This is a genomic window from Luteimonas colneyensis (assembly GCF_014836665.1).
GTDB lineage: Bacteria > Pseudomonadota > Gammaproteobacteria > Xanthomonadales > Xanthomonadaceae > Luteimonas > Luteimonas colneyensis.
This window is the reverse complement of the sequence record NZ_JACSQJ010000001.1, coordinates 849,732-862,944: the sequence shown is the minus strand read 5'-3', so window position 1 is coordinate 862,944 and position 13,213 is coordinate 849,732. Positions and strand designations below refer to the sequence as shown.

At 70.9% G+C, this 13,213-nt stretch carries 12 protein-coding genes and 1 pseudogene; 12 read left to right on the top strand and 1 reads right to left on the bottom strand.

The window, feature by feature from the left end; all coding sequences use genetic code 11:
• Positions 1-99: 99 nt before the first annotated feature.
• The 6 genes and pseudogenes from H9645_RS04045 to H9645_RS14150 all read left to right on the top strand — a co-directional run bounded on the left by H9645_RS04045 (position 100) and on the right by H9645_RS14150 (position 6,501).
• On the top strand, positions 100-2,244 hold the full coding sequence (locus H9645_RS04045; protein WP_225217932.1) for an N-acetylmuramoyl-L-alanine amidase: 2,145 nt from the start codon (positions 100-102) through the stop codon (positions 2,242-2,244).
• A 139-nt stretch (positions 2,245-2,383) separates the two neighbouring features.
• Positions 2,384-2,854 carry an RNA polymerase sigma factor gene (locus H9645_RS04040; protein ID WP_191728395.1) on the top strand — a complete coding sequence of 157 codons (471 nt, stop codon included), beginning with the start codon at positions 2,384-2,386 and terminating at the stop codon, positions 2,852-2,854.
• Positions 2,855-2,856: 2 nt separating this feature from the next.
• Complete coding sequence (locus H9645_RS04035; protein ID WP_191728394.1) at positions 2,857-3,444, top strand: hypothetical protein; 588 nt, start codon at positions 2,857-2,859, stop codon at positions 3,442-3,444.
• 64 nt (positions 3,445-3,508) lie between these two features.
• Positions 3,509-5,242, top strand: coding sequence for a serine hydrolase (locus H9645_RS04030; protein ID WP_191728393.1), 1,734 nt, complete (start codon positions 3,509-3,511; stop codon positions 5,240-5,242).
• Positions 5,239-6,153 (top strand): annotated as a pseudogene (locus H9645_RS04025) (M14 family metallopeptidase); the annotation flags it as partial. The gene H9645_RS04030 and the pseudogene H9645_RS04025, both read left to right, overlap by 4 nt.
• A 6-nt stretch (positions 6,154-6,159) precedes the next feature.
• Positions 6,160-6,501 (top strand): RidA family protein, encoded by a 342-nt coding sequence (locus H9645_RS14150; RefSeq protein ID WP_318240489.1) that lies wholly within the window; start codon positions 6,160-6,162, stop codon positions 6,499-6,501.
• A 106-nt stretch (positions 6,502-6,607) separates the two neighbouring features.
• On the opposite strand, the gene H9645_RS04020 is transcribed toward H9645_RS14150, so the two are convergent.
• Entirely contained in the window at positions 6,608-7,900 is a 1,293-nt protein-coding gene (locus H9645_RS04020) for an alkaline phosphatase family protein (RefSeq protein ID WP_191728391.1), read from the bottom strand.
• Between the two features lie 272 nt (positions 7,901-8,172).
• Between H9645_RS04020 and H9645_RS04015 the strand changes: the two genes are divergently transcribed.
• From H9645_RS04015 to H9645_RS03990, 6 genes are read left to right on the top strand one after another with little or no spacing between them, the layout of a single operon-like run.
• The gene (locus tag H9645_RS04015; RefSeq protein WP_225217931.1) at positions 8,173-8,592 is read left to right on the top strand and encodes a toxin co-regulated pilus biosynthesis Q family protein; all 420 of its coding nucleotides are present in this window, start codon (positions 8,173-8,175) and stop codon (positions 8,590-8,592) included.
• A gap of 45 nt (positions 8,593-8,637) precedes the next feature.
• On the top strand, positions 8,638-9,480 hold the full coding sequence (locus H9645_RS04010) for a VirB8 family type IV secretion system protein (RefSeq protein WP_191728390.1): 843 nt from the start codon (positions 8,638-8,640) through the stop codon (positions 9,478-9,480).
• Positions 9,477-10,244: a TrbG/VirB9 family P-type conjugative transfer protein gene (locus tag H9645_RS04005; RefSeq protein WP_425490192.1), complete on the top strand. Its 768-nt coding sequence runs from the start codon at positions 9,477-9,479 to the stop codon at positions 10,242-10,244. The genes H9645_RS04010 and H9645_RS04005 overlap by 4 nt, the downstream gene beginning before the upstream one ends.
• On the top strand, positions 10,241-11,377 hold the full coding sequence (locus tag H9645_RS04000; protein WP_191728389.1) for a TrbI/VirB10 family protein: 1,137 nt from the start codon (positions 10,241-10,243) through the stop codon (positions 11,375-11,377). The genes H9645_RS04005 and H9645_RS04000 overlap by 4 nt, the downstream gene beginning before the upstream one ends.
• 26 nt (positions 11,378-11,403) lie before the next feature.
• Positions 11,404-12,420 carry a P-type DNA transfer ATPase VirB11 gene (gene virB11 / locus H9645_RS03995; protein ID WP_191728388.1) on the top strand — a complete coding sequence of 339 codons (1,017 nt, stop codon included), beginning with the start codon at positions 11,404-11,406 and terminating at the stop codon, positions 12,418-12,420.
• Complete coding sequence (locus tag H9645_RS03990) at positions 12,417-13,172, top strand: lytic transglycosylase domain-containing protein (protein ID WP_191728387.1); 756 nt, start codon at positions 12,417-12,419, stop codon at positions 13,170-13,172. Before virB11 ends, H9645_RS03990 begins: the two co-directional genes overlap by 4 nt.
• Positions 13,173-13,213: the final 41 nt, after the last annotated feature.

Below are 13,213 nucleotides of genomic sequence, written 5' to 3'. Positions count from 1 at the left end.
TCGGCACGGCTTGGGGATTACCCCATGTGGCGCGGCCGCCGGCGCTGTGGCCTCGTGGCGGCACCAGGGGGCCACGAACGACACGGGACGGGAGAGTCCATGAACAAGTTGATGTTGCCGGCCGCAGCCCTGCTGCTGGCCGCCGCGGGAACGGGGTACGCCGGTCTGGCGCATGCCGGCGGGCAGGGGAGCAGCCTCCGCGCGGAGGCGAAGGCACAGGATCTGGAACGGCGCGAGGCACTGGCGCGGCAGGCCCGCGAGCGGGCCGCCTACCCGGCGTACTTCGCGCGAGCCTACGAGCACTACGACACGCTGCCGCGCGGCGTGCTCGAGGCGATCGCGTTCGCCGAAACGAACTGGACGCATGCGCAGCCCGATCCGCACGAGAAGTCCGGGCACCGCCACATGCCGGCCTCCTATGGCGTCATGGGCCTGTACCGCGGCGAGGGCTTCGCCAACCAGGTCGCCGAGGGCGCGAAGCTGCTGGGCGTGAGCGAGCGTCTGGTGATGTCCGATCCGGAAACCAACATCCTCGCCGCAGCGGCGCTGCTGGCGCGCGCGGCGAAGCAGGACGGCCACCAGGTGCGCGCCGACGGCGGCGTGGAAGCCATGGCCGGCGCGCTGGCACGCTACGCCGGCTACGGCCCGGGCGATGGCAACATCCAGGGCTTCGCGCGGCAGAGCTTCGCCTACGAGGTGCTGCAGACCCTTTCGCGCGGCGTGGAGGCCGACGGTGTGCGCATTCCCGCCATGCCGGTGGAAATGGCGCGTGCGTTCCCGCGCGAGCGCCTGGCGCTGCTCGGCGCTCCGGCACTGCGCATGGATCACGGCGCAGACACCGTCACCGCCATCGACGAAGCCGCTGCGGCCCCGGCGCCGCTTGCCGCCGTCCCGCGCGCGGCGGCGAAGGCCGGCGACGTCGGCCGCGCCGCGCTGGACTTCGGCGAGGCGATCTGGAATCCGGCGCACTCGAGCAACTACAGCACCGCCGGCAACGGCCGCTCGGCGGTGATCATGCACACCATCGAAGGCAGCTATGCCGGCGGCATCTCCTGGTTCCAGAACCCGGCGGCCAATGTGTCGGCGCACTACGTGGTCCGCCGTTCGGACGGACAGATCACCCAGATGGTGCGCGAGCACCACCAGGCCTGGCACGCGGCGTACCACAACCACTACACCATCGGCATCGAGCACGACGGCCGCGCCGGCGACGCCGGCAACTGGACGTCCGCGATGGTGAACGCGTCCGCGCGCCTGACCCGGAGCATCTGCGCGCGCCAGCCGGTCAACTGCGCATCGGCCTGGAAGGGCCCGGGCTACGACTACTGGCAGGTCGTGCCCGACAGCGTGCGCATCAAGGGCCACGGCATGCTGACCAGCAACCAGAACCGCTACGACCCCGGCCGCTACTTCCCGTGGGCGAACTTCTACACCCTGATCAACGGCGGCTCGCCGCCACCGGCGACCGCGCCGACCTACTGGGTCGACACCCACGCCGCCGCGCCGGGCTTCCCGTCGCCCACCAGCACCGCGCAGAGCGGCACCCTCAACCGCGGCACGCACTATGTCTACTGCAAGGCCTGGGGCCGCGAGATCCGCAGCGGCACCGCCTTCAACCGCTGGTGGTTGAAGACCGACCTCGACGTCGGCCCGGCGGGCCAGTACGTCTCGGCCTACTACCTCTCGCGCTGGGGCAACGACGAGGCGCGCGACAACGACGGCTACGACATCCCGCGCTGCGACCTGCTGCCATACGGAAAGATCGGCGAGAAGTACTACGCGATGGGTGGCGTGCGCAGCCACCTGGGCGTGCCCGAGCTCGCCGAAGCCGCGGCCCAGCTCGGCGGACGCTTCCAGCAGTTCCGCAACGGGATGATCCTGTGGCACGCCGACGCCGGCGCGTTCGCGGTGCACGGCCGCATCCTCGACGGGTATCGCGCCACCGGGTCGGAGACGCGCTGGGGCTTCGCGCTGATGGACGAGCTCGATGCGGCGGTGTCGCCGGTGTCGGGCCAGCGCGGCCGCTTCCAGTACTTCGAGGACGGCCTGTTCCTGTGGACGGCGGCCACCGGCGCGCATCCGGTGCACGGCGCGATCCTCGCGCACTTCGAGAACAACGGGCGCGAGGCCGCGTTCGGCTATCCGAAGTCGGCGGAACAGGCGCACGGCAGCAACGGACGCAAGCAGGCGTTCGAACGCAGGACGCTGTACTGGACGCCCGAGCGGGGCGTCTGGGCCGAATAACCGGCCCGGGGGGGGGGGGGGGCGCCCCCCCCGCGACGCGGGCAGGATGTCCCGGCCGCGCGATGCGGCCGGATGAAAATTTCCGGCGGCCGCTGCGACTAATCCTTTCGAGACACATGCTGGAAGGCGTTCGCACGGAATGGACAGGGACACGGCGTTCACCGCCATGGTCGGGGAGAATCGCGGCGCACTCGTGCGCCTCGCACGGCGCTACGCCGGCCCCGACGACTGGCAGGACCTGCTGCAGGAGATACAGCTCCAGCTCTGGCGCAGCTTCGACGCCTTCGACGGCCGCTCGCAGCGCTCCACCTGGCTGTACCGCGTCGCGCTCAACACCGCGCTGAGCCATGTGCGCAAGCCGCGCCGTGACCACCGCCCGCTCGACGAGGTCGCCGAGCCGGGCGACGGCGGGCACGCGGGCGATCCGCTGCACGTGCTCGACGACTTCCTCGCCATCCTCGATCCGCTCCAGCGCAGCGTGCTGCTGCTCGACCTGGAAGGCCTGCCGCGCGAGCAGGTGGCCGAGGTGCTGGGGCTCAGCGTCAATGCCGTGGCCGTGCGCATGACACGCCTGCGCCACCTGTTCGAACAGCTTTTCGTGGAGGGTTGAACATGGACTGGGACAAGCTGAGGAGCGAGTGGCGCGAGGCAACGCCGGAGGCTTCGATGATGGCGGCCGAGGAGTTGCGTGCGCGCGACCGCTCGCTGTGGAAGCAGGTCAGGCGGCGCGACCTGGTGGAGACGGTGGCCGCGGTGATCGTGGTGGCCTTCTTCTCGCTGGTCGTGATCGGTGCACTGGCCGAAGGCGAGTGGCTTCAGGTCGCATCCGCGCTGCTGATCGCGTCCTGGGGCGCCTGGCTGCCGTTCAAGCTCCGGCAGGCACGCCGGGCTGCCGAGCCGGACAGGCCCGGGGCGCCGACGCTCGACTACCTGCGGCAGCAGCGCCACGCCTCGCTGCTGCAGGCGCGGATGCTCGAGCGCGTCTGGCTCTGGTACCTGACGCCACCGGCCATCGGCATCATCGGGCTCAGGCTGGCGCAGGACGGCCCCACCGCCGGGTCGCTCGCCTACCTCGGTGTGATGCTGGTGCTGTACGTGGGGCTGGCCTGGCTCAACCGCTGGACCGCGCGCACCCGGTTCCGCGCCCACGCCGACGTGCTGCAGCGCCAGATCGACGAACTGACGGCCAATGGCGGCTGAGCCGGTCACATCCCGTGCCGCACCCGCATCACCGTCTGACCAGGCATTTCCCAGGGAGAACCACATGAACACACGGACCTCGATCCTTCCGCTGGCGGCCGGCATCGCGCTGGCGGTCTCGTGCAGCGTCCACGCGTCCGATGACGCAACGCTGTCGGCGCTGGTCGACCAGCGCCTGGCCAATGACCGCACCGGCGCCTGCATGGCGGTGGCGGTCCTCGACAAGGGCGCGGTGTCGCGCGCCTTCCGCTGCGCGAAGGCAGGAGACGCCGCGCGCATCGGCGCCGACAGTGCCTTCGAGATCGGCTCGGTCAGCAAGACCATGACCTCGACCCTGCTGGCCGAACTCATCGTGCAGGGCAAGGGTTCGCTCGACGATCCGCTGTCGACCTGGCTGCCCGAGGGCACGGTGGTGCCGGAGTTCGAGGGCCAGCCGATCCTGCTTCGCCACGTGGTGACCCACACCAGCGGGCTGCCGGCGCTGCCCTCGCGGATGGGCACGCCGAATCCCGGCAACCCCTATGCCGCGCTGACGCCCGACGACCTGCTGGCATCGCTCGGGGACGCGACCCTGTCGCGTGCGCCGGGCACGCAGTTCGAGTACTCCAACTTCGCCTCGATGGTGCTGTCGCTGGCGGTGGCCCGTCGGGCCGGCGTCGACTTCGAGACCCTGCTGCAGCAGCGCCTGTTCGAGCCGCTGGGGATGAAGGGCGCCCACGTGGGCCTCGCCCGGCGTCCGGAGGGCGTGCGCGCGGCCGGCGGGCACACCGCCAACGGCCTGCCGACGCCGGCCTGGACCTTCGCCGGCGATCTCGCTGGCGTTGGAGGCGTGCGAGCAACGCTGGACGACATGGTGCGCTACGTGCAGGCCAATCTCGATCCGTCCGCGACGCCGCTCGCGGAAGCGATCGAACTGGCGCAGACGCCGCTCAGCGAACAGCCGCCGATGGCGATGAACTGGATGCTGCTGCCGGTGGCCGGACGCACGGTGCTGGTGCACGAGGGCGGCACCGGTGGCTTCTCGTCCTTCGTCTCGGTCGACCGCGAAGCACGGCGCGGCGTGGTGATCCTGTCCGACACGTCCTGGAGCGCGGTCGGCAACCTGGGAAGCCTGGGCCTGCACCTGGTCGACGCCTCGTTCCCGCTGGGCAGCCCGCGCACGGTCGAGGCGCCGCCGCAGGCGCTGCTCGACGGCCTGGTCGGCGAGTACCAGCTGCAGGGCGCGATGAAGATCAGCCTGCGCCAGCGCGACGGCACGCTGTTCGCGCAGGCGGAGGGGCAGCCGGAGTTCGCGCTTGGCTACGACAGCGAGGGCGACTTCTTCCCCGGCGTGGTGGATGCGCTGCTGAAGCCGCAGCGCAAGGCCGATGGCAGCCACGTCTTCACCTGGATGCAGGGCGGTGGCGCGCTGCCGGCGACGCGGCTGGATGGGCCGGGTGCCGCGGCGCCGCGACCCGCGCTGGACCCGGCGGCGCTTGCGGGCTACGCCGGCGAGTACACGCTGATGCCCGGCTTCGCGCTGACCGTGCGGGCGCGCGACGGCGGGCTGTTCGCCCAGGCGACGGGACAGGGCGAATTCGCGCTCGACGCCGCCGGGCAGGACCGGTTCGAAGCCGCCGCGTACGGCATCGAGATCACGTTCAAGCGCGGTGCCGACGGCGAAGTCGTGTCGCTGGACCTGCACCAGGGCGGCGGGGTGCTGAGCGGCCCGCGGAAGCAGCGGTCGCGCCGCGCACCGCTGTCCAAGGTTCCGGCGGACGCGCGGTGCAGTGGCCGCATCGCTACCATGGGCGCATGAACCAGACATCCTTCCACGACATAGGCACCCCGGGCACTCCCTGGGGCGCCGCCGAAAAGACCGCCTGGCGCGAGCGCCAGCAGCGCCAGCGCAGCTACCACGACGAGGTCGTCGCGGCGATCGACGCCCTGCGCGACCGCTTCGACGTCGAGCAGTACGGCGAGCTCGACTACGGTGATGACGGCCGCTACCCGCTGTTCGCGCTGCGCAGCCGGAACTGGGACGAGGCGCTGCCCGTCGCCCTGGTCACCGGCGGCGTGCACGGCTACGAGACCAGCGGCGTGCACGGCGCGCTGCGCTTCGCACGCGAGGACGCGGCGGCCTATGCCGGGCGCGCCAACCTGCTCATCGTCCCCTGCGTCAGCCCCTGGGGCTACGAGCGCTTCCAGCGCTGGAACGCGGATGCCGTCGATCCCAACCGCTCGTTCGTGGCCGACAGCCCGGCCGGCGAATCCGCGGCGCTGATGGCGCTGGTGGCCCCGCTGCGCGGCCGCGTGCTGATGCACATCGACCTGCACGAGACCACCGACAGCGACGAGAGCGAGTTCCGCCCGGCGCTGGCCGCGCGCGACGGCAAGCCCTTCGAGCCCGGCACCATCCCCGACGGCTTCTACCTGGTCGACGACAGCCGCAACCCGCGGCCGGCGTTCCAGCGCGCGATCAACGACGCGGTCGCGCGGGTGACCCACATCGCCCCGGCCGATCCCGACGGCACCCTGATCGGCTCGCCGGTGGTGGCGCCCGGCGTGATCGAATACGACGTGGTCGGGCTGGGGCTGTGCGCCGGCGTGTCCGGCGCGCGCTACACCACCACCACCGAGGTCTATCCGGACAGCCCGCGCGCCACGCCGGAGCAGTGCAACCAGGCACAGGCCGTGGCCGTGCGCGCCGCGCTCGACTTCGCGCTGGCGCAGCACATCACCCGCATCGACGCCGGCCCGCGCATGTCCGAGGCCTGCATCCACGGTGGCATCGTGCATCTCGCCGGGCAGGTGCCGGAAACCGCCGGTGCAGGCATCGAGCAGCAGACGCGCGAAGTGCTCGAGGCCGTCGACGCCCTGCTCGCGCAGGCGGGCACCGACAAGACCCGCGTGCTGCGCGCGCAGATCTACCTGGCGGATCTCGCCGACTTCGACGGCATGAACCGCGCCTGGGATGCGTGGGTAATGCCGGGCCAGGCGCCGGCGCGCGCCACCGTGGAGGCGCGGCTGGCCGACGCGGACTGGAAGGTGGAGATCGTGGTGACCGCGGCGCTCTGAGCGCCGCCCGCGGGCCGCGCTGCTTCAGCGCGGCCCGGGATGCGAGCGCTGGTTCCGGAACGGGTTGCCGCGCACGAGGGCAGCGGGAAGCCGCCCCGGATGTGCCTCAACGCAGCGTGGCCTCGCGACGTGCGGGCAGCAGCGCCGCGGCGTTGCCGTCGTGGTCGGCCGCCGGGATCCCCAGCAGCCGCGTCATCAGCGGATACACGTCGACGTTGTCGATCGGATCGATCACGGCCCCTTGGCGGAACGCCGGCCCGCTGGCGATGAACACCGCGCGCATCGACGGCAGCGCCGGGTCGTAACCGTGCGAGCCGCGCGTGCCGCCCTGCGCGCGCGCCTCCAGCATCCGCGGCGGCAGTGCGTCCCAGCCCTCGTCCATCTGGCAGACGATGGCGGGGATGCGCGGATGCGTGCCGTAGTGCCAGCGTGCCGGGAGTTCATCGCGGCGCCAGCACTCGTAGTGGTCGTGGCGGCCGAGCAGGCGTGCCTCCACTTCGGCCTCGAAGCCGGGATTGGGCTGCACCTGGACCACCTGGCCGATGCTCGACAGGCGCGCCTGCTCCATCGTGACCATGTCGCTGACGGAGAGCTGCTGGCCTGCCGGCACCGGCGCCATCCCGTGGTCGGACACCAGGATAATGTTGGTGTGCTCCAGGCGGCCGCCACGCGCGAGCTGGTCGAGGAGCTGGCCGATGGCGGCGTCGATCTCCGCCAGCGCCGCGCGCGCCTCGTCCGAATCCGGGCCGTGCGCGTGCGCCGCGCTGTCGACGGCGTGGAAATAGAGCGTTGCGAGGCGCGGACGCGTGGCCTCCGGCTCCAGCAGCCAGCCGCCGACGGTCGCGGCGCGCTCGGCCGCCGGGATCGACTCCTCGTACAGGTGCCAGCGCGTGGGCCGCACGCCCGCGACTTCGGCTTCCGAGCCCGGCCAGAACATCGTGGCCGTGGGCAGGCCGGCCTTTTCAGCGCCCACCCAGATCGGCTCGCCGCCCCACCAGTCGCTGGTGCCGACGGCGTCGCGGTCGGAGAGGCGGAAGGTGCCAAGTTCCTCGTCGTGCATCGAGTTGTGGACGATGCCGTGGCGGTCCGGGCGCAGTCCGGTGGCGATCGTGTAGTGGTTGGGGAAGGTGAGGCTGGGGTAGGAGGGCGTCATCCAGCGCGCCTGGACGCCGGTGGCGGCGAGTCGGGCGACGTTGGGCGAGTCGGTGGGGTTGATGCGGTCGGGATGCAGGCCGTCGATGGAGATCAGCAGCAGTGCGTCCGGGGCCGCCGTGGATTGGTGCTGGCCGTCGAAACGAGGGGGCGCCGGCTGTCCGGGCGTGGTGCTGCAGGCAGCGAGGGAGAAGGCGGCGGCCAGCAGCACGGCAAGCCTTGCCGTGGATCGTGCGTGTGGTTGCATGCGGCCATGATACGGCGACTGCATGACGGCTTCGCTCCGGGACCGGGATCTGAAAGCGTCGTAGGACTTCTCCGTTCTCTGGCCGAAGTCACACAAATGCCACAAAAACCGTATTGAACCGCACTTCGTCCGCGGTTAGCGTTCAGCCATGGCGCGAGGGGAGGCATCGCGCAGTCCGCAGCGGAACGCGGCAGAAAGGGGTACCACGGCCGAGGACAAGGATCGTTCTGGCCTCTTCATTTCGATGACGGAAACAGGCCAGGGAGGGTGGCATGGGCAGGAAGCCCTTTTTATTCGTCTGCGCTGTTGCGGCCACGGTGGTGGTGATGTCCGCCGGCACCGGCTGCGCCAGCCGCGAGGCGCGCGACTTCGGGGGCAGGTGGACGCCCGCGAACCAGTATGCGGCGGCGACCGAAGCGATTCCGCTGGTGGGGGCGCCGGTGTACCAGGCCTCGCCGATGGACGGGACGCTGCGCAACCTGTTGATGCGCTGGGCCCGTGACAGCGGCAGCGAACTCGACTATCGGCATCCGGCCGACTTCACCCTGCACCAGCCCGTGCGCGAGGTGCGTGCGCAGAACCTGCCCGATGCGCTTGCGCAGCTGGCACGCGCGTTCGGCGGACAGGGGCTGCTGCTGCGGATGGAGGGCAACCGGGTCGTGGTGATGGCACAGGCCACCGCGGACGGCTGACCGGCGCCTGGCGTGGCGCTCCAACAACATTGCATGGATTGCAGAATGTCCAAGGACAAGCGGCCGGGGCCGGCGAGCAGGGAAGCGATCGCCCGCGCGGTGGACTACGAGACCAGCATCGCCGACCTGGCGTGTCGAAGCGAGCGTCGCGCCTGGCGGGTGGCGGCTGTGGCCTCGATGCTGGCGCTGCTGCTCGGGGCAGGCTACCTGCGGGTCATGCCGCTCAAGGAGCGCGTGCCGTTCCTGGTCATGGCCGACGCGTCCAGCGGCAACGCCACCGTCGCGCGGCTGGACGAGGACTTCCGCCACAAGAGCGTCAGCGCCAGCGAAGCGATCGCGCGCGCGAACGTGGCGGGCTTCATCAGCCTGCGCGAGTCCTACGACGTGGCGATGATGAATCTGCGCGACTGGCGCGCGGTGCACGCGATGTCGGCGCCGGAGGTCGGGAAGGAATACGCCGCGCTGCATGCCGCCAACAATGCGGACAGCCCGTTCAATACCTGGGGGCGCAGCCGCGCGATCCGCGTGCGGATCCTGAGCATCCAGCTTCTCGATGGGCCGGATGGCGCGCCTGGCGGCGCCACCGTGCGCTTCCAGCGCAGCGTGTACGACAAGGCCAGCGGTGCGACGCGGCCGCTGGACAGCCGCATCGCCACGCTGGGCTTCACCTACAACCTCGCGTTGCGCATGGACGAACCGGACCGGCTCGAGAATCCGCTGGGGTTCCAGGTCACCAGCTACCGCGTCGACACCGACTATGCGCCGCTGCCACCCGCGGAAAGCGAGCCTGCGGTATTCGGGCCCGACCCCTTCGTGGCAGACAGTGACCTGCCGGAGGCAACGCACGCGAACGTCGGCGGAGTCGCCACGGAAGGAGCCAGCCAATGAGGCACGTCATCGCCGCGCTTGTCCTGTGGATGTGCCTTCCGCTCGCGTGTCCCGCCGCGATGCAACCGGCCAGTGCATCGCCGCAGGTCGATACCTTCGACTACGTGCCCGACGGCATCTACCAGGTCCGCACGGCGCTCGGCATCACCACCCAGATCGAGCTCGACCCGGCCGAGGAGATTCTCGATTTCAGCGCCGGCTTCAGCGCTGGCTGGGACCTGACGCGCCGCGGCAACGTGTTCTACCTGCGCCCGCGCGACGTCGACGTGGACACGAACATGCTGGTGCGGACGCGGGCGCACTCCTACATTTTCGAGCTGAAGGTCGTGGCTGCCGACTGGACCAGCCTCGAACAGGTGCGGCGCGCAGGCGTGCAGTACAGGATCGGCTTCCGCTATCCCGCCGATGCCGCCTTCGCGCAGCCGGAAGAGGAAATGCCGGCCGATGCCGGGCAGAGCACCGTGCTGGCCGGGGACAGGGCCTACCACTTCGATTACGACGTCGCCGCCCGCCGCGCACCTGCCTGGCTGGTCCCGATGCATGTCTACGACGACGGTCGCTTCACCTACCTGCGCATGGGAAGCCATGCGTCGCTTCCCACCGGCACCTTCCCGGCCGTGTTCGGCCGACGGAGCCGGAATGGCGACGAGTTCGTGGTCAACACCACGGTCGAAGGCGACGTCCTCGTGGTGCATGGCACGTATCCGTTCCTGGTCGTGCGCCACGGACGCGAGGTGGTGGGACTGAGGAGGAACGCGCGATGACCGCAACCGGCAGGGATGATTCGGTGGGCCAGGGACACTACGCGGCGCGCCAGGCCGGGCCCGACCTCGATGCCGCCGCGCCGGTGCTTCGCGCCGAGGATGTCCAGCGCCTCAACCGCAAGGCCCTGGTGTTCCTGGCCGGCATCGTCCTGCTCCTGGTGTTGGCCATCGTCGGCATGCTTCGCGCGGCGGGTGGCGACGATGCCGGCACCGCCGGCCCCCGCGCGCAGGATGTCGTGATCCCAGACCTGCCTCGCGTGGGAGCGGCTCCAGTGCCTCCGCCGGTGCCGCCGATGGCGATGGAGCCTGTGCCGGTCGTGCCCCTGCCGCCGCCGGCGTCGAATGCGCCGTCGTGGAGCGGGCCTGCGCTCGCGCTGCCCCAGCCGCCATCGGGACCGGGCCTGCGCGAACGGCGGAGTGCCGGGGCCGAAGCCCCGCAGGCGCATGACCCCTACATGCAGGCGATGCTCGCGGGGCTGCCAGGCGCCGAGCCAGCCGAGGCTGCCGGTCCGCCCGGAGCCGCGACGACCGCCGCGAGGCCGATCGCCCGTCCGGATGCGCTGCTCGTGCGCGGCACCTACATCCGCTGCGTGCTGGAAACGCGCATCGTCACCGATATACCCGGCTTCACGTCCTGCGTCGTCACCGAGCCGGTCTACTCGATCAATGGCCGGCGCCTGCTGCTGCCGAGCGGTTCCAAAGTGCTCGGACGCTACGACGCCGAGCCCAGGGGGCCGCGGGTGGCGGTGGTCTGGGACCGGATCACCACGCCGGAGGGCATCGACATCAGCATGGCCAGCCCCGGCGTGGACGGGCTGGGTGGTGCGGGCCATCCCGGGCACTACAGCGCACACTGGGGCTCGAGGATCGGTTCGGCGCTGCTGGTGAGCCTGGTCAGCGATGCATTCAAGTACGCGGCGGCCAAGGAAGGGCCGGCAGGCGCCGTGATCGGCGAGGGTGGCGTCGTGGTCAGTTCGCCCTACGAGAGCAGCACCGCGCGCACGATGGAGCGGCTCGCCAACCAGGCGCTGGACACCCGGCGGCCGCCGACGGTGACCATCCAGCAGGGAACCCTGCTCAACGTCTACGTTGCCCGCGACGTCGACTTCTCGGCCGTGGTGGCGCGGCTGTGACGGTCGCCGGAGCCCTTGCAGCGACCATGGGGGCGGGCGATGCCTTCCTCGAGTACCAGTACCAGGTGCTCGGTATCGACGCTTACATGACCGCGCCGGACATCACCGAGATCTGCATCAACCGCCCCGGCGAGGTCTGGCTGGAGCGCAGCGGGGGCTGGCAGCGTGTGGATGTCCCGGGCCTGAGCTTCGAGCGCGCACGCCAGTTCTGCACCGCCGTGGTCAACGAGAGCAATACCGGGCAACGCATCACCGACGCCGAACCGGTGGTCTCGCTGACCTTCCCGACCGGACAGCGGGCGCAGTTCGTGATCCCGCCCGCCTGCGAAGCGGGCGCCGTGTCGATCACCATCCGCCTGCCGTCGCGCAAGCTCCGGCGACTGGAGGACTACGAAGCGGAGGGCTTCTTCGCGTCGATCCGGGCCAGCGGGGCCGATGGCACGCGCGATGCCGGACTGCTGGAACTGCACGCCGCGGGCCGGCATGCCGAGTTCTTCCGGCGTGCGGTCCAGCTGCGGCGGAATATCGTGGTTTCGGGCGCTACCGGCAGCGGCAAGACGACGTTCATGAAGGCGCTGGTCGAACACATCCCGGCCGACGAGCGCCTGGTCACCATCGAGGACGCACGCGAACTCTTCATCAGCCAGCCGAACGCCGTGCACCTGCTGTACTCCAAGGGCGGCCAGGGCACGGCGAAGGTCACCGCCAAGTCGTGCATGGAGGCCTGCCTGCGGATGAAGCCGGACCGGATCATCCTCGCCGAACTCCGCGGGGACGAGGCCTTCTACTTCATCCGCAACTGCGCATCAGGCCACCCGGGGTCGATCACGAGCTGCCACGCAGGCAGCACCTCCCAGACCTGGGACCAGCTCGCGCTGATGGTGAAGGCCTCGGACGAAGGCGCGGGGCTGGAGTTCGACACGATTCGGCGGCTCCTGGCGATGACGATCGACATCGTTGTCCACGTCAGCGCGCAGGGTGGACGCCGGTGCATCACCGGGATCGAGTTCGGCAGCGGTGCTTCGGCCGGGGGGCAGGCATGATCCCCGGGCTTGAAATGCTGGCCTGCCCGGACCTGGCGGTACCGATGGCCGTGATGGAACACGTGGTGGGCGTGGAATCCTCGTTCAATCCGTACGCCATCGGGGTTGTCGGCGCGCGCCTTGCCAGGCAGCCGCGCAGCCTCGGGGAAGCGGTCGCGACGGCGGAACATCTCGAGCGCGGGGGCTACAACTTCTCGCTGGGCCTGGCGCAGGTGAACCGGCACAACCTGGCGAAGCAGGGGCTGGACAGCTACGAGAAGGCCTTCACGGCGTGCCCGAACCTCGCGGCCGGCGCGCGGATCCTTGCCGACTGCCATGCGCGTGCCGGCGGGGACTGGGGCAAGGCCTTCAGCTGCTACTACTCCGGCAACTTCGTCCGTGGCTTCCAGGACGGCTACGTGCAGAAGGTCCAGGGTTCGATGCAGCGGGCAGGCGTGGTCCCGGCCACGGAATCCCTGACGGCCATCCCGCTGGCCGGCCGGCGACCCGTGGAAGCGCGTGGTGCAGGCGTCGCCAGCCTGCGCGAGCGCCGTTCCATGCCGGCGGCGCTGGTGGCTGCGCAGGTCCAGGGCGATGCGGATGCCGACGTGCCCGCGGGGACGTTCTCCCCGCCGCCGGCGCCAATGCCCTCGACGCAGCCGTTCGTGCCGCACGTGACCGGCCCGCGGCCAGTACCGCCCAATTCGGCAACGGGCGATCCGCCGCGCTCAGGGTCCGGCAGTCAGGCGCGGGACGCCGCCTTCGTCTTCTGACATACCGCCGCGACAGGGAACGCGGCACCCAGCCACCACCA